The following is an 18,855-nucleotide window of genomic DNA, read 5'->3' as shown; positions in this document are numbered from 1 at the left end:
CCGAATCTGGCGATGATTTGCAGGGCCGTCACTTGACGACGCTGACCTCATCGACCTGCACGCCGGCCGATTGAACAACCTCTTGCGGGATCGCAGCGATGAAAAACATCGTGAAAACATACATTGCGAATATGGTCGCAACAAATGTGGCCTTTGGAATCATGCGGACTCTCCTCTCTACAAGGAGGAGTCTGAACTAAAATGGGCCAATCACAAACCGGTTTCTGAACGTGAGATGAACAAAATACTGTGACGGGCCTGTTTAACGATATTTTTACAACACCTGTTAATCCGTCGGTCAGCCATCAAAACGAAAACACCCCGCTGTCGCCAGCGGGGTTTTTCCGGAATTGCAGGTAATCCCAGGATTACTCGACGATCGAGGCGACGATGCCGGCGCCGACGGTGCGGCCGCCTTCGCGGATGGCGAAGCGCAGCTTTTCTTCCATCGCGATCGGAACGATCAGCTCGACGGCAACCGTGACGTTGTCGCCCGGCATGACCATCTCCGTGCCTTCCGGCAGCGTGACGATGCCGGTCACGTCCGTCGTGCGGAAGTAGAACTGCGGACGGTAGTTGGTGAAGAACGGCGTATGACGGCCGCCCTCTTCCTTCGTCAGGATGTAGGCTTCAGCCATGAACTTCTTGTGCGGCTTGACCGAACCCGGCTTGCACAGGATCTGGCCACGCTCGACGCCGTCACGGTTCACACCGCGAACCAGCGCGCCGATGTTGTCGCCGGCCTGGCCCTGGTCGAGCAGCTTGCGGAACATTTCAACGCCGGTCACCGTCGTCTTCGAGGTCGGGCGGATGCCGACGATCTCGACTTCTTCGCCAACCTTGACGATGCCACGCTCGACGCGGCCGGTCACGACAGTGCCGCGGCCGGAGATCGAGAACACGTCTTCGATCGGCATCAGGAACGGCTGGTCGATCGGACGCTCAGGCGTCGGGATGTAGGAGTCGACCGCGGCCATCAGCTCGCGGATCGCGTCTTCGCCGATCTTCTTGTCAGAATCTTCAAGAGCGGCAAGCGCCGAACCCTTGACAACAGGAATGTCGTCGCCCGGGAAGTCGTAGGACGACAGCAGTTCGCGCACTTCGAGCTCGACCAGCTCGAGCAGTTCGGCGTCGTCGACCTGGTCGACCTTGTTGAGGAACACGACGATCGCCGGAACGCCAACCTGGCGGGCCAGCAGGATGTGTTCGCGCGTCTGCGGCATCGGGCCGTCAGCAGCCGAGCACACCAGGATCGCGCCGTCCATCTGGGCAGCACCGGTGATCATGTTCTTGACGTAGTCGGCATGGCCGGGGCAGTCGACGTGCGCGTAGTGGCGGTTCGGCGTCTCGTATTCGACGTGCGCCGTCGAGATCGTGATGCCGCGCGCCTTCTCTTCCGGAGCCGCGTCGATCTGGTCGTACGCCTTGAACTCACCGAAGTACTTCGTGATCGCTGCCGTCAGAGACGTCTTGCCGTGGTCAACGTGGCCGATCGTGCCAATGTTGACGTGCGGCTTGTTGCGCTCAAACTTACTCTTTGCCATTTGAATGCTTCCTGTGAACGAAATGGTGGCCCCGGCGAACCGGTTTAGTGCCGCCGTTTAAGGCTTTCGGCGAAATTGCGCAAGACTTAATTGCAGACGCCATTCTTGGCGTGACAGCGCATATGGGAGACAATTCGCCGCCTGCAAGGCGATTCGCCGCAGCCCTTTCAAAAATCACTGGAATCTTAGAGAAAAATCGGACGGATTCATCGAGGATGAGCCGCAGTCGGCGGCATCGACACCCTCGCCTACGGCAATCGCGGCAGGCTTCCAGCCGAGACTGGAACATGGCTCACCACGATCGTGGCTGCGATCGTATCAACTGGCTGTACGGGAGACTGGAGCGGGTAGCGGGAATCGAACCCGCGTATTCAGCTTGGAAGGCTGCTGCTCTACCATTGAGCTATACCCGCGGGGTGGTCCGATCCGATGACGAATGGTGGAGAGAGTTGGATTTGAACCAACGTAGGCTGAGCCAACGGATTTACAGTCCGTCCCCTTTAACCACTCGGGCATCTCTCCAGTTTTCGTCCGGATCGTTAGACCAAGTTCGTCAGACTTCGAAGCGTTGCCGCCCGTCGTCTGCGCCGCGTATATGACCGGAGCATTTCCGTCTGTCAACACGATGACAACGGAAAAAACACGAAAAATTTCATTCGCCGCCGAAAGCCGGCATATGAAAGAAAGCCTATGCGGCAGCCAACGCCGTAGCTATAAAGCCGCATGAGCAAAGACAAGAAATCCGGCGGCAAGGCCGCAGCAGACCCATCCGCCAAGGATACGCATTACGCCAATCTCAGACGCGCGCACCGGGACGCCAAGCGGGAACGCGGTGAGATTCCGACACCTCAGCCGCAGAAGCGCAAGCGTGGGGCCGAGGATTGGAAGCCGCCGGCGCTGGCGCCCGACCAGGTCTATCTCTACGGCCTGCATACGGTACGCGCAGCGCTCGACAATCCCGAGCGCAAGAAGATCAAACTCTCCGTGACGCAGAACGCGCTCGCGCGGCTCGAAATCGACGTCGAGGCGCTCGATATCCCCTTCGAGATCGTCGCGCCGCACGAGATCGACAAGGTGCTCGGCCCCGAGGCGATCCATCAGGGGGTCATGCTGGAGACGCGGCCGCTGCCGGTGCGCCGGCTCGAAGCGCTGAAGGACAGCCCTCTCCTGCTGGTGCTCGACCAGGTGACCGATCCGCACAATGTCGGCGCGATCATGCGCTCTGCGGTCGCCTTCAATGCCGGGGCGGTGATCACCACCCAGAGACATAGTCCGACCGAGTCGGGCGTGCTTGCCAAATCCGCCTCCGGCGCGCTGGAACTGATCCCTTATATACAGATCACCAATCTCGCCGATGCGCTCGGCGAATTGCACAAGCTCGGTTTCTCCACCATCGGCCTTGATTCGGAAGGGCCGGCGCCGCTCGAAGGCACATTTTCGGGCGACAAGCTGGCACTGGTACTCGGCTCGGAAGGCAAGGGGCTTCGGCAGAAAACACGGGAGACCGTGACGGCGCTTGCCCGCCTCGACATGCCGGGCGCGATCAAATCACTGAACGTTTCGAACGCCGCGGCGATCGCGCTTTATGCGGCGCGGCTTTACTTAAGGGCATAGGCTTGACTTAAAGGCCGGCTTACGGGCCGCGGCAAAGGGGGATTGCCATGACTGGTTTCATGCTTCGGCTCACAATTCCAGCAGCCGTGCTGCTGGCCTGCGGTCCGGCTGCGGCGCAGGACATCGATCTCGATATTCTGAGGGCGCAAGCCGGAACCTATCTGGTCGCGCCCGAAAACGGAGGCGCCGGATGCCGGCTGACGCTCGAAACTGATCTTGCGATCGGCGGCTATTCGCTCTCGGGCCAAGACAGCTGTTCCAAGCCGCTGCCGGCGCTTGCCGAAGCCGCTGCCTGGAATTTCGACGGCAATGGCGGCCTCATCCTGATCGATCCAACGCGCAAAGTCATCGCCCGTTTCGTCGAGAACGAGGGCTCGCCGATGAAGACGGAAGACGAAACGCCGCTCCTGCTGGTCTCGGCTCCCGACGGAATCGATCGCCTGCCGACCTTCAGCAGCCTTGCCGGGAAATGGGTGATGCAAAGACCGGACGGCGAAAAACTCTGCAGCCTGACACTCGAAGGCACTGCGAATGCGGAAGGCAGTGCGCCGTTGTCACCGTCCGGAGACTGCGCCGCCAATGTCGCCCGACTGAAACTCGCCATCTGGCATATCGACGGTCTCGGTCTGACACTGATGAGTCATGACGGTGCGTCGCTCGGCTTCCAGATGCGCGCCGACGGCAATTTCGACAAGTCCCGGGAAGAAGGCGGCAAGCCGCTTTCACTCGTGCGCAGCGACGCGCTTTAGCTCTTTGTTTTATGCATGTCGTTGTATCCCGGAACTGCTGCACACTTCCGGGCGACATGCATTAGGTCAGAAGAAATCCACTTTTGCCTTGGAATGACCTTCTGGAGCACTATGATCGGGCGGCGATCGATCGTAGCGACCGGTCACAAGCAAGAAGGAGCGATCCCCATCATGGCCATTCGACCGCTGATTTTCGGTGTGCTGTTCATCGCGGCCTTTGTGGGAATCATCCTCAGCATTATCTGGGTGGACACCTCCCATCCCGTCCACCAGCCCGATCCTCTGTCGCCGACGGCGCCCGGCCCCGCGACGCCGGGACCGGTGCAATAGCTCGAGAGGAACGCGGACGGCGATTGCGCGTTAATCCCCAACCGAATGAGGATTTGAACGCTCATGCGCATAATGATCGCCGTCGTCGCCTTCATGGTCGCCTCCGTGCTCAGCATCGCGATGATGTCGCCCTCCGGCGCCGGCCAGACCGGCAATGGCGACAGGATCGAGGCCAGCGTCAACGAACCGGTCGCTCATTGAGCTGACGGTCCTGAGCGATTCGCAACTGCGCTCAGCCGCGATAAAGCCAGAAGGGAATATCGCGATCGCGATAGCGCCACTCGCGGCGTTCCTGCCACCGCTCGGCACGCCACCGCCGCCAGCGGCGGTCATCATCGCGCCAGTCGGAGCGGCGCCAATCGCGCCCATCGCGCCAGCCACGGTCGCCACGCCAGTCACGGTCGGCCCGCCAGTCACCGTCATCACGCCAACGATCGCCTCGCCAGCTGTCGTGAATTTGGACGATATCTCCCTGCGCCATCATCGCCGGCCGTTCGGCCGGCATGGCGGATGCAGGTGCGACGGCGGCGAAAGCCGCACCGGCGGCAATGGTTGCGGTGAGAATAATGTGTGCGAGCTTCATGGCTGCGTCCTCATTGATGATGAGGAGACAATGCCCCGGAGCGGCTGAACTGCCGCTGAAGCAGCCCTTCAGGCAGCGTTCATCCAGGGATAGCGTGTCGGAAAATAGGGATGGTGCCCCCGGCAGGGTTCGAACCCGCGACCCCCTGATTACAAATCAGGTGCTCTACCAACTGAGCTACAAGGGCAACAGCTGCCCAACTAACAGATTCTGCGATCCTGTAAAGGAAAATCCGATGCCTGTGGACCGTCCGGTTTGGCGCCAAAACGCCGAGCCGTGCAAAACGGCCTTGTCGCAACGGCCTTTTATCCTTTAGCTAGAGCAGCTTCACAAAGGGCATTGCATGGGCCGTTCATTTCAGACGCTTTCGTTTATCGCCTCGCCGTCGATGGAGGCGCTCGCCGCGCGCGAAGAGCTGATTCGCATTTATGGCGACGTGCCGCAGGACAAGGCCGACGTTATCGTCGCGCTCGGCGGCGACGGGTTCATGCTGCAGACGCTGCACAGCACCATGAACTCCGGCAAGCTGGTCTACGGGATGAATCGCGGCTCGGTCGGTTTCCTGATGAACGATTACAGCACGGAGCGGCTTCAGGAACGCATCTGCGTCGCGGTCGAAAACGCCTTCCGGCCGCTGAAGATGACGACGGCCAATGCCGACGGCACCAATTCAACGGCTCTTGCCATCAATGAGGTCTATCTGTTCCGCCAGTCTTATCAGGCCGCCAATCTCAGGGTGGTGGTCGACGGGCACGTACGCCTGGAAGAGCTGATCTGCGACGGACTGATGGTGGCCACCCCTGCCGGATCGACGGCCTATAATCTTTCCGCCCATGGCCCGATCCTGCCGCTCGAGGCGCCGCTGCTCGCCATGACGCCGGTCAGCGCTTTCAGGCCGCGGCGCTGGAGGGGGGCGCTGCTTCCGAACAAGGTGACGGTCGATATCGACGTGCTCGAGCCGGTGAAGCGGCCGGTGAATGCGGTGGCCGACAATACCGAGGTCAAGTCGGTGCTGCATGTCCGCATCGCCCAGTCGGAGCATATGACGGCACGCATCCTCTCCGATCCCGACCGCTCCTGGTCCGACCGTATTCTCGCCGAGCAGTTCAAGGATTGAGACGATGGCAATGCGCCTGACATTGACGACCATGATTGTCCTCGTCGGATGCTCGGCCGCGATCGCCGCGCCGGCGCAGGACGCCATCCTGCCGGCTTCGGTGATTTTCGCGACCAGCACCGGCTACTGGGAGAACGACGGCAACGCCGCTGATATCGAGCGGGCGCCCACCGCTGCCGAGAGCGTTTCCGCCCCGCAGGGAAAGCGCCATGGTTATTATAAGCTTTTTGCCGTGCGTCAGCCGGATCGGACCTCGAAGGTCTATCTTCAGCAGGTTGCCCAGACGGAGACCGGCCCGGCGATCGCCTCGACCGTCGAGCTGCAGGAGATCAGCGATCTGAAGCCCTACGTGACCGATATACGCCCGGAGAATTCGAGCGGCATCAGCAAGCAGCCCGGCCTCTTCGCCACCATCTATCTGAAGACCGACCCGGCGGCCGAGCCGGATGGCTGGACGGTGCTGATCGACGAATTCGGTGACATCACCATCGAGAAGGCGACCAATTGAACGGCGCCACGCTGTTTGCACAGGCTTAGAAGATGAAACTCGGCTTTCGCGACGGCGTTCTTTACGACGACCAAAGATCGGACTGGGAGGCATCCGGCCCCAGGCCCGTCAGTTGGTCTCTATGGTATCCGGCTGCCGACGACGCGCTAGTAAGCGCCATTCAGGAACGAAGCTGGTTTCGCAAGGCGGCGGTCGCCCGCGACGCGCCGATTCGGCCGGCAAGTAGGCCTTATCCCCTCGTCTTGCTGTCGCACGGCACCGGCGGATCCGCGGCCGGGCTGGAATGGCTGGCGCGGCGCCTGGTCGAGCGCGGATTTGTTGCGCTCGGCGTCAACCATCACGGCAATACCGGCATCGAGCCCTATCGGGCCGAAGGCTTTGCCTGTCTCTGGGAACGGGCGCCGGACCTAAGCCTGATGCTCGACCGCAGTCGCGACTGGCTCGGCGATCTCGCCGGCCGGATCGATACAGCCCGTGCGTTTGCGGCCGGATTCTCGGCCGGAGCCTATAGCGTCATGCTGCTTCTCGGCGCCGTCGCCCAGTTCTCGCAGTTCGAACCGTCAAGGCTGAGGCCGGGTGGGCCGCGCGGCCCAAGGGAATTTCCTGGCCTTGCCGATCATATCCCCTCGTTGCTGCGCGGGAGCGATGTGTTTCGCCAGTCATGGTCCCGCATGTCGCGATCCTATCGAGACGACAGGATCAAGGCCGCGCTCCTCTGCGCACCGGGTCGCTCCATCTTCGGTTTCAGCGAGGAAAGTCTGAGATCGGTCGCGGCGCCCGCTCTTATCCTGGTCGGCGATGCCGACAGAGCGGCACCAGCCGAGGAATGTTCTGCATGGCTGCATGAGCGGCTGGCGCGCAGCGCGCTGAAAATCCTCGGCGGCGGCCTCGGGCATTATGTCTTCGTGCCGGAGGGCACGGGATTGGGCTTTGCCTTTGCGGCCGAGCTCTTCACCGATCCCCCTGACATCCAGCGCGCAGCCATTCATGACGAGACCGCCGATCTGTCGGCAGCGCTGTTTCGGGACGGCGACATTCGCGCCATCGCCTGAACGAAGAAAGCCCCGTCTCCGGGGCCCTCTCGTCATTCGATCTTACAGCTGCCTGTCAGTCGACGTCCTCGACGACCGCGTCGGCGGCGCCGCTGATGCGGTGGGCAAGGGCTGCTTCCATGAACTCGTTCAGATCGCCGTCGAGCACGTCATCAGGGGCGGTGCTGGCGACGCCGGTGCGCAGGTCTTTGACCAGCTGGTAGGGCTGCAGCACGTAGGAGCGGATCTGGTGACCCCAGCCGATATCCGTCTTAGAAGCGGCTTCGGCGTTCGCAGCCTCTTCGCGCTTCTTCAACTCGGCTTCGTACATGCGGGCACGCAGCATTTCCCAGGCCTTGGCGCGGTTCTTGTGCTGCGAACGTTCCTGCTGGCAGGCAACGACGATGCCGGTCGGTATATGGGTGATGCGCACGGCCGAGTCCGTCGTGTTGACGTGCTGACCGCCGGCGCCCGACGAGCGATAGGTGTCGATGCGGCAATCGCTTTCATTGATCTCGATGTTGATCGAGTCGTCGACAACAGGATAGACCCAGATCGACGAGAAGGACGTATGGCGCCGCGCATTGCTGTCGTAAGGCGAGATGCGCACCAGACGATGCACGCCCGATTCCGTCTTCAGCCAGCCATAGGCGTTGTGTCCCTTGACGAGCAGGGTTGCGGACTTGATGCCCGCCTCTTCGCCGTCGTGAACTTCGAGAAGCTCGACCTTGAAGCGCTGGCGTTCCGCCCAGCGGGTGTACATGCGCAACAGCATGTTCGCCCAATCCTGGCTTTCGGTGCCGCCCGCGCCGGAATGAACTTCGAGATAGGTGTCGTTACCGTCGGCCTCGCCGGAGAGCATCGCTTCCACCTGGCGACGCGCGGCCTCGGCCTTCAAGGCCTTCAAGGCGTCCTCGGCCTCTTTGACGACGCCTCCATCGCCTTCTTCCTCGCCGAGTTCGATCAGCTCGACATTGTCTTTCAGCTGCTGTTCGAGCTGCCGGACACCGTTGATGCCGTCATCGAGCTGCTGGCGCTCGCGCATCAGCTTCTGCGCTTCGGCGGCGTCATTCCAGAGGTTTGGATCCTCTGCCTTGTTGTTCAACCAGTCCAGTCGTCTTATCGCCTGGTCCCAGTCAAAGATGCCTCCTCAGCAGGGTGATAGCCTGCTTGGTTTCATCGACCACGTTTTCGATTTCGGCTCGCATTTTCCCGCTTCTCTGTCTCGGTCTTTCAAGTGCTGGTGACATAGAGACGCCCGCCGCCGATGTAAAGGCCTGCGGCGGGCGCTCGAAATTCAGTCGACGGTCAGAAGAGACCAGGCGTGCCGGTCTGCACGGCCTGGTTGGCCTGCGGCGAGGTCTTCAGGATCTCCTCCGGCGCCATGGTGCTGTCCATGCCGATGACGGACAAGCTGTCGGCCGGGCCGGTGCCGGGCTTGAAGGCCTCGATGATGGTGTTCGGATCGCCGTCGACGGCGGCCATGCCGGTCTTGCGGTCGATCGGGATCAGGTTCATGCCCTGTGGAATGACGAACTTCGATTCCGGCATGTCCTTGACGGCGGCCTGCATGAACTCATTGAAGATCGGAGCGGAAAGGCCGCCACCCGTGCCGCCGCGGCCGAGCGGGGCCGGCGTATCGAAGCCCATATAGAGGCCGGCGACCAGATCCGGCGTGAAACCGACGAACCAGGCATCCTTCTCGTCATTGGTCGTGCCGGTCTTGCCGGCGACGTCGCGACCACCGAGATCGATCTTGCCGGCGGCAGTGCCGCGCTGGATGACGCCCTGCATCATCGACGTGATCTGGTAGGCGGTCATTGGATCGAGAACGGTTTCGCGGTTATCGACGACATTCGGCTCTTCCTGGTTCTGCCAGTCGCCGGCATTGCAGCCCTCGCACAGGCGCTCCTCATGCTTGAAGATCGTCTTGCCGTAGCGGTCCTGGATACGGTCGATCAGGGTCGGCTTGATCTGCTTGCCGCCATTGGCGATGACCGAATAGGCCGAGACCATGCGCAGCACCGTCGTATCGCCGGCGCCGAGCGACATCGACAGCACCGGCAGCATGTGATCGTAGATGCCGAAGCGTTCGGCATATTCGGCAACGATGTTCATGCCGAGATCGTTGGCCAGGCGCACCGTCATCAGGTTGCGCGAATGCTCAATGCCCGAGCGCAGCGTAGACGGGCCGCCGACTTCGCCGCCGTAATTCTCCGGCTTCCAGACCTGGCCGCCCGAGACGATCTCGATCGGCGCGTCCATAATGACGGAGGCAGGCGTATAGCCATTGTCCATCGCCGCTGCATAGACGAAGGGCTTGAAGGAGGAGCCCGGCTGGCGCATCGCCTGGGTGGCGCGGTTGAACTCGGACTGTGAATAGGAGAAGCCCCCGACCATGGCGAGCACACGGCCGGTCTTCGGATCCATGGCGACCAGTCCGCCCTGTACCTTCGGCGGCTGGCGCAGGCGATAGGAGGTCGACGACTCGTCGCCGAGTTTCTCGACATAGACGACGTCGCCCGGGCTCAAGACGCCGGCCGGCGATTTTGCGGTCTTGCGCGAGCCGTCCGCCGAGCGGTAGGCCCACTGCATGCTCTTGGCGTCTATCGTGCCGCGTTGGCGGTCGGTCGCGACCTTGCCGCTGCCGTCCTTGGCCGGCTGCAGGCCGATGTCGACATTGCTATCCGATGCGGCGAGCACGACGGCGAGGCGCCATTCCGGCACGTCGGACAGCGCGGGAATATCGGCAAGCGCCTTGCCCCAGTCGCCGCTTGCATCGATCTGCTTGAGGGGTCCATGGAAACCGCGGCGCTCGTCATAGGTGACGAGGCCATCCTGCAGCGCCTTGCGGGCAGCAAGCTGCATCTGCGGATCGAGCGAGGTCCGCACCGAAAGGCCGCCCTCATAGAGCACCTTCTCGCCATATTGGTCGATCAGCTGGCGGCGCACGGCTTCGGCGAAATAGTCGGAAGCGAAGAGCGAAGGACCCGTGCTGCGGGCGGTAACGCCGAGCGGCTGCTTCTTGGCTTCGGCACCGTCGCTCTGGCTGACATAGCCGTTCTCGACCATGCGGTCGATCACCCAGTTGCGGCGCTCGAGCGCAGCCTCCGGATGGCGGAAGGGATGATAATTGGCCGGACCTTTCGGCAGCGATGCCAGATAGGCGGCTTCGGCAACGGTCAGTTCGGTGACGGATTTGTTGAAATAGGTGAGCGCGGCACCGGCGATGCCGTAGGAATTAAGGCCGAAAAAAATCTCGTTCAGGTAGAGCTCGAGAATCTTGTCCTTGCTGTAGGCCTGCTCGATGCGGAAGGAGAGAATTGCTTCCTTGATCTTGCGGTCGATCGTCTGATCCGAGCTCAAAAGGAAGTTCTTGGCCACCTGCTGGGTGATTGTGGAGGCGCCGACCGGGCGGCGGCCGGAACCGAAATTTTGCAGATTGACGAGGATTGCCCGGCCGAGACCGGTCAGGTCGACGCCCGGATGGTTGTAGAAATTCTTGTCTTCGGCCGACAGAAAAGCGGCCTTGACGCGGTCGGGAATGGCCTGGATCGGTAGGAAGAGGCGCTTTTCCTTGGCATATTCAGCCATCAGAGCGCCGTTGCCGGCATGCACGCGGGTCGTTACCGGCGGCGCGTAGCTGTTCAGAACGGCGTAGTCCGGAAGATCCTTCGCGACATTGGCGAGATAGATGGCAATACCCGCCGCCGCGACCAGAAAAAGGACGCAGGCCATTCCGAAGAAATATCCAAGAAGTCTAACCATATTTTCAGCTACCGGTCTCTTCGATCGTCAATCGGCGCAGACGCAACGATTGCACAGATCAAGGCAATTTGCACGTTGCGCGCGGCTTACTCCATGAGCGCTACCGCTACAAGCCGATTCCGCGCGGCAGGCGGTGAAACATAAGCCGGAGTAACGGCGTGAATGTGAGCAAAATAGGGCCCTTCCCGCCGCATTCACCGCTGCGGCCCCCGTTTCATCGGGACTGTCACATCCAAGCAACGCCCCTGCCCGCCGCCAATCCGCAGCGCGTCCTGCGAAATTGATTCAAGCGGCATGCTCAACTCTTTGTTTTTATGGCTATCGACCTTCCCCCACCCTGACAGGGCCGCACGTCGCTCAGAGACGCATGGGATACTGTAACACTTTGAACGGCTGCACGCATCAACCGCCATTTGCAACGACGCCGCTGCGATACCGCTTGACGGCGTCGGTCAGCAGATCGGCCATCCTGCCGCGCCAGCTCTCATCGAGCAGCAGTTTCTCGTCCTCGGCGTTCGAGAGAAATCCAAGCTCGAGCAGGATCGACGGCACGTCGGGGGCCTGCAGCACGCGGAAGCCGGCATGGCGGTGCGGATTGTTGATGGTCCCGACCTGATCCTTGAAGGAATTCAGCACGCTCTCGGCCAGCGAGATCGAGAAGGCCTGCGTCTCGCGCCGTGTCAGGTCGAGCAGGATGTCGGCGACCTCGGGAGGCTCGGCGACCGTTTCCTTGCCGGCGATCTGGTCGGACAGGTTCTCGCGTTCGGCAAGGTCGGCGGCGAGCTTGTCGGAGGCCTTGTCCGAGATCGTATAGACGGTCGCGCCGCGGATATCCTTCTGCTTCAGCGTGTCGGCATGCATCGAAATAAACAGGCCGGCATGGTTCTGGCGGGCAATCAGCACGCGCTGGGAGAGCGACAGGAACTCATCATCGTTGCGCGTCAGGAACGCCTTGATGCCGGGCTCCTTGTTCAGCCGGTCGGCCAGAGCCTTGGCGAAGGCGAGCGTCACCTGCTTTTCCTCGGTCTTGGTATCGACGCCGATCGCGCCGGTATCAATGCCGCCATGGCCGGCGTCCACGGCGATGACGAAATCCCCGGGGGCGGTTTTCGCAGGTGCGGGAATGGCGCTCGTCGTCTGGGCCGCGGCGTCCCGATCGTTCCAGGCCCGGTCGCCCCATGATTGCGTCTTGACCAGCTCGGCAAAGGCCTGCTTGTCGATCATCTCGGCCTCAAGCACCAGCCGATGCCCCTTGCCGACCTCGTCCGCCTGTACCTTGGCGAGGGAAAGCTTCGCCGGCCTTGTCGCGGTCAGCACGATGCGGGCGCTCTCCTCGTCCATCTTGCCGTAGCGGATGTCCCTGAAGAGGCCGCGGGCGGCCAGATCCTTGCCCGGAAAGCCGAAGGCGGTCGCCGGCAGGTCGACGACGATGCGCTCAGGATTGGCGATATAGTGAACGGAGAACCGCGGTTCGCGGTCGAAATCGATGACAATGCGTGTTCTGGCATCATCGCCGATGATGCGCGCGCCATAGGCAAGCAGCGGATCCCTCGTCTCGGCCGAACCCGCGACGTCAGGCAGAAGACAGCCGGCGACAAGCATCGCTGTCATGACCCGCCTTACGAATGTCGATCGCCGCGTTGCGGACTGCGCCGTGATCCGAGCCCTCTTAAACAATAACCGCCACATCCTATCTATAGCGCGATGGCCCCACATGGCCGGAGCGGACGCCCCAGTGCGAAACGCCTTTGCCGCCCGCCGAATCGCAATCGCTTGTCCCCAGCTTCTATGTGTTCCGAAATCCATCAATATTATGGCACATTTGGCTTTTCCCTTGCTATTGTGACAGAGAAAACATACAACGCATTTTAGGGTAGAAGTGTTGACGGGATAGAGTCGCCGCAAGGGCTGCCAGCCAGATCTGGACCTGGCGCCACATCGGTCATCGTCCGCCGTCTCATGCGCTTCAACTCGAGAACTGGATCCTGATTTTCCGGCTTCTGGCCGGAACTTCATTGGTGGATCAGCCACCACGCTCTCAGGGAGCAACCTCATCGGACCCGAAAAGGGTCTTCGTATTTGTCGATCACGCTTGGTTGTTGATGGTTTCGCAGCAGGTTTTATCTGAAGTGTACAGGCCCCGGACCGAAACGGTTCCGGCTGCGGTCTGGCTGCTGCTCTCCTCTTCGCGCCAGGCGCGACTTTCATTATCCGGCGCGGCCACGGTGGACCGCATTCTTTCTGTTTCTACAGCAGTCGGGAATGCGCTCTCGCGGCCACGCCGAGGAGCACAGCTTACATGGCAGACAAAATGCTTATCGATGCGTCTCACGAGGAAGAGACGCGCGTCGTTGTCGTTCGCGGAAACCGCATAGAAGAATTTGACTTCGAGTCGCAGCACAAGAAGCAGATCCGCGGCAACATCTATCTCGCAAAGGTAACGAGGGTCGAGCCCTCGCTGCAGGCCGCCTTCGTCGATTACGGCGGCAACCGGCACGGCTTCCTGGCCTTCGCCGAAATTCACCCCGATTATTACCAGATACCGCTCGCCGACCGTCAGGCGCTGCTTCGGGCCGAGGCCGAAGAGCATCGCCGCGACGAAGACGTCGAGCATGTCGAAACCGCACCGATGGTCGACCTTTCGACCCAGGACCAGCCGGATGTCGGCATCGTGCCTGCGGAAGTACCGGCACCGGTTGCCGTAGCCGACGAGCCTGCGCCCGCCGCAGAGGCCGCGCCCGCGACCGCAGAGGAAGCGCCGGCCAAGAAGGCACGGCCACGCCGCAGCCGCAAGAAGGTCACCGAAGCGGCTGTCGAAACGACCGCGACCGAGGACGCGGTTCCCACGGATGTCGAAGCCGAAGGCGCTTCGAGCGTCGACAACGAGGATGACGGCTCGACCGGCGGCGCAATGGCCGCGATGGTGGAAACCGACTCGATCTCCGAGGACATCGACACCAGCAAGCGTCGTCACGATGACGATGATGACGATGACGATCACGGCGAAGAGGAAGTCATCGAATCCGTCGGCGCCGAAGACGCGATGGAAGAAGTGCCGGACCGCGTGCAGCGCAAGCCGCGCAAGCAGTACCGCATCCAGGAAGTCATCAAGCGTCGGCAGATCCTGCTGGTGCAGGTCGCCAAGGAAGAGCGCGGCAACAAGGGCGCGGCGCTGACCACCTATCTGTCGCTCGCCGGCCGCTATTCCGTGCTGATGCCGAATACGGCGCGCGGCGGCGGCATTTCCCGCAAGATCACCAACCCTGCCGACCGCAAGCGCCTGAAGGAAATCGCGCGCATGCTCGAAGTGCCGCAGGGCATGGGCGTCATCCTGCGCACCGCCGGCGCCAACCGCACCAAGGTCGAGGTCAAGCGCGACTTCGAATATCTGATGCGCCTGTGGGAGAACGTGCGCACGCTGACGCTCGCCTCCACCGCGCCCTGCCTCGTCTATGAGGAAGGTTCGCTGATCAAGCGTTCGATCCGCGACCTCTATAACAAGGATATCGGCGAGATCATCGTTGCCGGCGAAGACGGCTATCGTGAAGCCAAAGACTTCATGAAGATGCTGATGCCGAGCCATGCCAAGGTGGTCCAGCCCTATCGCGACATCCACCCGATCTTCTCGCGTTCGGGCATCGAAGCCCAGCTCGACCGCATGCTGCAGCCGCAGGTGACGCTGCGCTCCGGCGGCTATCTGATCATGAACCAGACGGAAGCGCTGGTTTCGATCGACGTCAACTCCGGCCGCTCGACGCGCGAACACTCGATCGAGGACACGGCGCTGCAGACGAACCTCGAAGCGGCGGAAGAAATCGCCCGTCAGCTTCGCCTGCGCGACCTCGCCGGCCTGATTGTCATCGACTTCATCGACATGGAAGAAAAGCGCAACAACCGCGCCGTCGAGAAGAAGCTGAAGGAATGCCTGAAGAACGACCGCGCCCGCATCCAGGTCGGCCGGATCTCGCATTTCGGCCTGCTTGAAATGTCGCGCCAGCGTATCCGCGCTTCGGTGCTCGAATCGACCACGCAGGTCTGCTCGCATTGCGCCGGCACCGGCCACGTCCGTTCCCAGTCCTCCGTCGCGCTGCATGTCCTGCGCGGCATCGAAGAGTATCTGCTCAAGAACACGACGCACAATATCACCGTGCGCACTACCCCCGACATCGCCCTCTACCTGCTCAATCACAAGCGCCAGACGATCGTCGATTACGAGAGCCGCTTCGGCGTGGCGATCGTCATCGATGCGGACAGCTCGGTTGGCGCGCAGCATTTCGCCATTGATCGCGGCGAGGCCGTGGAAAATCCGGTCAAGATCGAAACGCTCTTCAACTTCGCAGCCATTCCCGAAGATGAGGATGACGACATCATCATCGAGGCGGACGAGGACGAAGACGAGGAACTCGAGGAAAAGCCGGCTGCTGCCGAACGCGCCGCCACGGCACGCTCGGAAGGCGAAGGTGACGGCAATCGCAAGCGCAAGCGCCGCAGGCGCCGCCGCGGCCGCAACGGCAATGCCGAACAGCCTGTATCGGCTGCGGGCGAAGCCGGCGATGAGGATGAGGAAGGCGACGACGAAGGCGGCGAAGGCGATGAAACCACCGCCGCTGCGCCCGAGGCCCGTGCCGAGGGCGACGACTCGCAGCGCCGCAAGCGCGCCGTCGTCGCGGCAAGCGTGGCGGTCGCCGCAACCGCGCTGAGGACGGCTCCGAACTGACGGCTGGCGAAGCCGGCGAAGACAGCGGCAGCGATGAGGATGAAGGCGACGATGTCTCGAATGACGTCGCTCCTGCCGAAGCTGCAATCGTCGAGACGGTTGCCGAACAGGCCGGCGAAGACCAGGCCGCAGCCGCCGTCGAAGGCGCTGCCGTCGTCACCGAGGACGTGAAGCCCGCCCGTGGTCGCGGCCGCCGCAAAGCCGCCGCATCGCCGGTCGAGGCCCCTGTGGCCGAAGCGGAGGCAGCACCCGCCGCCGAAGTCGAGCCGGAGGTGGCCGAAGCCTCCGCCGACCTTCAAACGCCCGCCCAGGAAGAGGCAAAGCCGGTTCGCGCCAACCGCGAATCCACTATCACCTCATCCGAGCCCACGGTGAAATCCACCCGCAGCGAAAATGGCGAAAGCGATGACGGCAAGCCGAAGAAGGCCGGCTGGTGGCAGCGTCGCGGCTTCTTCTGAACGCTGATTTTCGGACGTAAATGACAGATGGCGTCAGCATCGATCTTGAACCTCATGACAGCGATGTGTATGTTTTAAGAGACTTATACACATGAGGTGAAAATGCGAACGAATATAGATATCGATGATGCGTTACTCGACGCAGCAATGACCGCCACCGGATTGACGACGAAAAAAGCCACCATCGAACAGGCCCTGCGAAACCTTGTCGACAGGCACCGCCGGAAAAACGCGATAGCAAATCTCTCAGGAATCGGCTGGGAAGGGGATCTGGACGAGATGCGTCGCGGTCGTCCGGACGATAATCAGTGATCGTCGTCGACAGTTCGGTCTGGATCGCGCATCTACGCGGGATAGAAAGTGAGGCCAGACGACGTCTGCAGAATATCGAGGATCCGCTCGAGATTCTTGTTGGTGACGTTATCCTTTTGGAAGTGCTTCAGGGCGCGCGCAACGAACGCCATGCAGCCACCATCGAAGCGAGCTTGCGCCAATTCACTCTCCGCCCGATGCTTGACGACAAACTCGCTGTTAGGGCAGCTCGCAACTACCGTCTGTTACGGGAACGCGGCATCACAGTGCGCAAGACCATCGACCTGATCATCGGCACATTCTGCATTCAGGAAGGCTATTCGCTCTTACACGATGATCGGGATTTCGATCCGATGGCCGAGTATCTCGGCCTCAGGATCGCCTGAACACGATATTAGGCAGTCCCCCGCCTGCCGTCAGGCCGCCGGCGGATAGAGAAGATCGACGATGTAGCTGGCGTCGAAGCGGGAATCGAGCATGCCGTAGGTGGAGCGCCAGCCGCCGGCAAGCCGTGTCTCGATGAAGGCATCGGCAATGCGCCCTGCCCCCAGCCGATAAAGTTCGGCAGCACCGGCCGCAAGCGCCAGCTGCTCGACGAGCAGGCGCGCCGCGCCCTCGTCCTGTTCGCAGAGCGCGATTGCGGCGCGCAGCACGTCGATCGTCTTCTTGCCGGCCGGGCCGAGATCGCGTGCCAAGCCGGCAAAGACCGTCTCGAACAGGTCCTTGCCGCGGTTGAGCACACGCAGCACGTCGAGCGCCATGACGTTGCCGGAGCCTTCCCAGATCGCGTTGACGGGAGCCTCACGATAGTGGCGGGCGATCGGACGTTCCTCGATGTAGCCATTGCCGCCGATGCATTCCATCGCTTCATAGATCAAGGCGGGCGCGATCTTGCAGCACCAGTATTTGGCGACCGGTGTCATGACGCGGGCATAGGCCGCCTCCTCGGCATTGCCACGCGCCTTGTCGAAGGCATCGGCAAGGCGGAAGGACAGTGCGGTGGCGGCGGCAACGTCGAGCGCCATATCTGCAAGCACACGCGTCATGATCGGCTGGTTGACCAGCATCTTGCCGAAAACGCTGCGGCCACGCGTGTGGTGCACGGCCTCGGCGAGCGAGGCACGCATGATGCCCGACGAGGCCAGCGCGCAATCGAGACGGGTCAGCGTCACCATGTCGAGGATGGTGCGGATGCCGGCATCGGAGCCGCCGAGCAGGAATCCGAACGTGTCTGAGAATTCCACCTCGCAAGAGGCATTGGAGCGATTGCCGACCTTATCCTTCAGCCGCTGGAACTGCAGGCCGTTGGCCGAACCGTCTTCGAGAAGACGCGGCACGAGGAAGCAGCCCATGCCCTCCTTGGTCTGCGCCAGCATGATGAAGGCATCGCTCATCGGCGCGGACATGAACCATTTGTGGCCGGAGAGCCGATAGATGCCTTCGCTGACCTTTTCGGCAGCGCTTCGATTGGCCCTGACATCGGTGCCGCCCTGCTTTTCCGTCATGCCCATGCCGATGGTCACAGCGGATTTCTGCATGGCGGGGCGGTTGGACGAATCATATTTGCGCGAGAGGATCTTCGGCGCCCAGTCCTTCTGCACCGCGGGCGAAGCAGAGAGAGCCGCGACGGAGGCGCTGGTCATGGTCAGCGGGCAGAGATGGCCGGATTCCAGCTGCGCCGTCAGGTAAAACCGCGCGGCGCGGACCTTGTGGCCCGCATCCTTGGCCTCGGTATCGGCCTGTGGATCCCAGACCGACGAATGCAGGCCGACCGACATGGAGCGGCGCATCAGCGCGTGCCAGGCCGGATGGAATTCGACGACGTCGAGGCGCTCGCCGCGCAGGCCGTGGGTGCGCAGTTGCGGCGTACCCTGGTTGGCCATGCGCGCCAGTTCCTGCGCCTCCGGCGAGGTGACGTAGCGGCCCATGTTTTCCAGATCCTCGCGGATGCCGCGCGGCAGGGCCGCCGTCAGATCGACGATCAGCGGGTCGGATCGATAGGCATTAATGCCGGACCACAGGCTCGGCTGGTTGAGTTCTGCGAGTTTGTCGTCAGTCCGGTTGGCGGAGGTCATTATTCGCTTCTAGTGCAAGAACCCGGCAAGGGAAACCGGAAGTTATGAT

The 18,855-nt window shown here is 61.9% G+C and carries 16 protein-coding genes, 3 tRNA genes and 1 pseudogene; 10 read left to right on the top strand and 10 right to left on the bottom strand.

The window, feature by feature from the left end; translation table 11 throughout:
• Positions 1-28: 28 nt before the first annotated feature.
• From EFD56_RS33470 to EFD56_RS18460, 4 genes are all read right to left on the bottom strand, one after another.
• The gene (locus tag EFD56_RS33470) at positions 29-163 is read right to left on the bottom strand and encodes a hypothetical protein (protein ID WP_004669062.1); all 135 of its coding nucleotides are present in this window, start codon (positions 161-163) and stop codon (positions 29-31) included.
• 205 nt (positions 164-368) lie between these two features.
• A complete protein-coding gene (tuf, locus tag EFD56_RS18470; RefSeq protein WP_004669088.1) occupies positions 369-1,544 on the bottom strand; it encodes an elongation factor Tu in 1,176 nt (391 codons plus the stop codon).
• Positions 1,545-1,883: 339 nt separating this feature from the next.
• A tRNA-Gly gene (locus tag EFD56_RS18465) sits at positions 1,884-1,957 on the bottom strand.
• A gap of 24 nt (positions 1,958-1,981) precedes the next feature.
• A tRNA-Tyr gene (locus EFD56_RS18460) sits at positions 1,982-2,066 on the bottom strand.
• Positions 2,067-2,267: 201 nt separating this feature from the next.
• On the opposite strand from EFD56_RS18460, the gene rlmB reads away from it, so the two are divergent.
• The 4 genes from rlmB (at position 2,268) to EFD56_RS32670 (ending at position 4,438) form a co-directional block, all read left to right on the top strand.
• On the top strand, positions 2,268-3,158 hold the full coding sequence (rlmB, locus tag EFD56_RS18455) for a 23S rRNA (guanosine(2251)-2'-O)-methyltransferase RlmB (RefSeq protein WP_085742259.1): 891 nt from the start codon (positions 2,268-2,270) through the stop codon (positions 3,156-3,158).
• A gap of 47 nt (positions 3,159-3,205) precedes the next feature.
• Positions 3,206-3,907, top strand: coding sequence for an AprI/Inh family metalloprotease inhibitor (locus EFD56_RS18450; RefSeq protein ID WP_085742258.1), 702 nt, complete (start codon positions 3,206-3,208; stop codon positions 3,905-3,907).
• A gap of 171 nt (positions 3,908-4,078) precedes the next feature.
• On the top strand, positions 4,079-4,237 hold the full coding sequence (locus EFD56_RS32675; RefSeq protein WP_004674903.1) for a hypothetical protein: 159 nt from the start codon (positions 4,079-4,081) through the stop codon (positions 4,235-4,237).
• Between the two features lie 63 nt (positions 4,238-4,300).
• On the top strand, positions 4,301-4,438 hold the full coding sequence (locus tag EFD56_RS32670; protein WP_004674901.1) for a hypothetical protein: 138 nt from the start codon (positions 4,301-4,303) through the stop codon (positions 4,436-4,438).
• A 31-nt stretch (positions 4,439-4,469) separates the two neighbouring features.
• On the opposite strand, the gene EFD56_RS18445 is transcribed toward EFD56_RS32670, so the two are convergent.
• Positions 4,470-4,820: a hypothetical protein gene (locus EFD56_RS18445; protein ID WP_010005536.1), complete on the bottom strand. Its 351-nt coding sequence runs from the start codon at positions 4,818-4,820 to the stop codon at positions 4,470-4,472.
• Between the two features lie 111 nt (positions 4,821-4,931).
• A tRNA-Thr gene (locus tag EFD56_RS18440) sits at positions 4,932-5,007 on the bottom strand.
• 156 nt (positions 5,008-5,163) lie between these two features.
• Here EFD56_RS18440 and EFD56_RS18435 point away from each other — a divergent pair.
• From EFD56_RS18435 to EFD56_RS18425, 3 genes are read left to right on the top strand one after another with little or no spacing between them, the layout of a single operon-like run.
• Complete coding sequence (locus tag EFD56_RS18435; protein WP_004674871.1) at positions 5,164-5,937, top strand: NAD kinase; 774 nt, start codon at positions 5,164-5,166, stop codon at positions 5,935-5,937.
• A gap of 4 nt (positions 5,938-5,941) precedes the next feature.
• Positions 5,942-6,445, top strand: a complete 504-nt coding sequence (locus tag EFD56_RS18430) for a hypothetical protein (RefSeq protein ID WP_004674868.1) — start codon at positions 5,942-5,944, stop codon at positions 6,443-6,445.
• A 32-nt stretch (positions 6,446-6,477) separates the two neighbouring features.
• Entirely contained in the window at positions 6,478-7,497 is a 1,020-nt protein-coding gene (locus EFD56_RS18425) for an alpha/beta hydrolase family protein (RefSeq protein ID WP_085742257.1), read from the top strand.
• Positions 7,498-7,552: 55 nt separating this feature from the next.
• On the opposite strand, the gene prfB is transcribed toward EFD56_RS18425, so the two are convergent.
• The 3 genes from prfB to EFD56_RS18410 all read right to left on the bottom strand — a co-directional run bounded on the left by prfB (position 7,553) and on the right by EFD56_RS18410 (position 12,921).
• Positions 7,553-8,684, bottom strand: a protein-coding gene (gene prfB / locus EFD56_RS18420) for a peptide chain release factor 2 (protein ID WP_164736841.1) whose coding sequence is annotated in 2 segments (ribosomal slippage) — positions 7,553-8,614 and positions 8,616-8,684 — 1,131 coding nt in all. Because the reading frame shifts where the segments join, the coding sequence is not laid out codon by codon here.
• Positions 8,685-8,784: 100 nt separating this feature from the next.
• Positions 8,785-11,244 carry a penicillin-binding protein 1A gene (locus tag EFD56_RS18415; RefSeq protein ID WP_085742256.1) on the bottom strand — a complete coding sequence of 820 codons (2,460 nt, stop codon included), beginning with the start codon at positions 11,242-11,244 and terminating at the stop codon, positions 8,785-8,787.
• A gap of 402 nt (positions 11,245-11,646) precedes the next feature.
• Positions 11,647-12,921, bottom strand: coding sequence for an N-acetylmuramoyl-L-alanine amidase (locus EFD56_RS18410; RefSeq protein ID WP_085742255.1), 1,275 nt, complete (start codon positions 12,919-12,921; stop codon positions 11,647-11,649).
• Positions 12,922-13,543: 622 nt separating this feature from the next.
• Here EFD56_RS18410 and EFD56_RS18405 point away from each other — a divergent pair.
• From EFD56_RS18405 to vapC, 3 genes and pseudogenes are all read left to right on the top strand, one after another.
• A pseudogene (locus EFD56_RS18405) lies at positions 13,544-16,419 on the top strand (Rne/Rng family ribonuclease).
• A gap of 102 nt (positions 16,420-16,521) precedes the next feature.
• On the top strand, positions 16,522-16,731 hold the full coding sequence (locus tag EFD56_RS18400; RefSeq protein ID WP_064817947.1) for a type II toxin-antitoxin system VapB family antitoxin: 210 nt from the start codon (positions 16,522-16,524) through the stop codon (positions 16,729-16,731).
• Positions 16,728-17,117, top strand: a complete 390-nt coding sequence (vapC, locus tag EFD56_RS18395) for a type II toxin-antitoxin system VapC family toxin (protein WP_064817946.1) — start codon at positions 16,728-16,730, stop codon at positions 17,115-17,117. The genes EFD56_RS18400 and vapC overlap by 4 nt, the downstream gene beginning before the upstream one ends.
• Positions 17,118-17,147: 30 nt before the next feature.
• Here the strand turns inward: vapC and EFD56_RS18390 are convergent, their stop codons facing one another.
• A complete protein-coding gene (locus EFD56_RS18390) occupies positions 17,148-18,806 on the bottom strand; it encodes an acyl-CoA dehydrogenase family protein (protein ID WP_126905950.1) in 1,659 nt (552 codons plus the stop codon).
• Positions 18,807-18,855 lie beyond the last annotated feature (49 nt).

This window comes from Rhizobium phaseoli (genome assembly GCF_003985125.1).
GTDB classification, from domain to species: domain Bacteria; phylum Pseudomonadota; class Alphaproteobacteria; order Rhizobiales; family Rhizobiaceae; genus Rhizobium; species Rhizobium phaseoli.
Note: the sequence above shows the minus strand (reverse complement) of the source record. Positions and strands in the feature narration are given on the sequence as shown.

What these genes read in the sequence shown, in the direction of transcription:
- EFD56_RS33470 (WP_004669062.1), bottom strand. Translation starts at nt 163, where the DNA reads ATGATTCCAAAGGCCACATTTGTTGCGACCATATTCGCAATGTATGTT.
- tuf (WP_004669088.1), bottom strand. Translation starts at nt 1,544, where the DNA reads ATGGCAAAGAGTAAGTTTGAGCGCAACAAGCCGCACGTCAACATTGGC.
- rlmB (WP_085742259.1), top strand. Translation starts at nt 2,268, where the DNA reads ATGAGCAAAGACAAGAAATCCGGCGGCAAGGCCGCAGCAGACCCATCC.
- EFD56_RS18450 (WP_085742258.1), top strand. Translation starts at nt 3,206, where the DNA reads ATGACTGGTTTCATGCTTCGGCTCACAATTCCAGCAGCCGTGCTGCTG.
- EFD56_RS32675 (WP_004674903.1), top strand. Translation starts at nt 4,079, where the DNA reads ATGGCCATTCGACCGCTGATTTTCGGTGTGCTGTTCATCGCGGCCTTT.
- EFD56_RS32670 (WP_004674901.1), top strand. Translation starts at nt 4,301, where the DNA reads ATGCGCATAATGATCGCCGTCGTCGCCTTCATGGTCGCCTCCGTGCTC.
- EFD56_RS18445 (WP_010005536.1), bottom strand. Translation starts at nt 4,820, where the DNA reads ATGAAGCTCGCACACATTATTCTCACCGCAACCATTGCCGCCGGTGCG.
- EFD56_RS18435 (WP_004674871.1), top strand. Translation starts at nt 5,164, where the DNA reads ATGGGCCGTTCATTTCAGACGCTTTCGTTTATCGCCTCGCCGTCGATG.
- EFD56_RS18430 (WP_004674868.1), top strand. Translation starts at nt 5,942, where the DNA reads ATGGCAATGCGCCTGACATTGACGACCATGATTGTCCTCGTCGGATGC.
- EFD56_RS18425 (WP_085742257.1), top strand. Translation starts at nt 6,478, where the DNA reads ATGAAACTCGGCTTTCGCGACGGCGTTCTTTACGACGACCAAAGATCG.
- EFD56_RS18415 (WP_085742256.1), bottom strand. Translation starts at nt 11,244, where the DNA reads ATGGTTAGACTTCTTGGATATTTCTTCGGAATGGCCTGCGTCCTTTTT.
- EFD56_RS18400 (WP_064817947.1), top strand. Translation starts at nt 16,522, where the DNA reads ATGCGAACGAATATAGATATCGATGATGCGTTACTCGACGCAGCAATG.
- EFD56_RS18390 (WP_126905950.1), bottom strand. Translation starts at nt 18,806, where the DNA reads ATGACCTCCGCCAACCGGACTGACGACAAACTCGCAGAACTCAACCAG.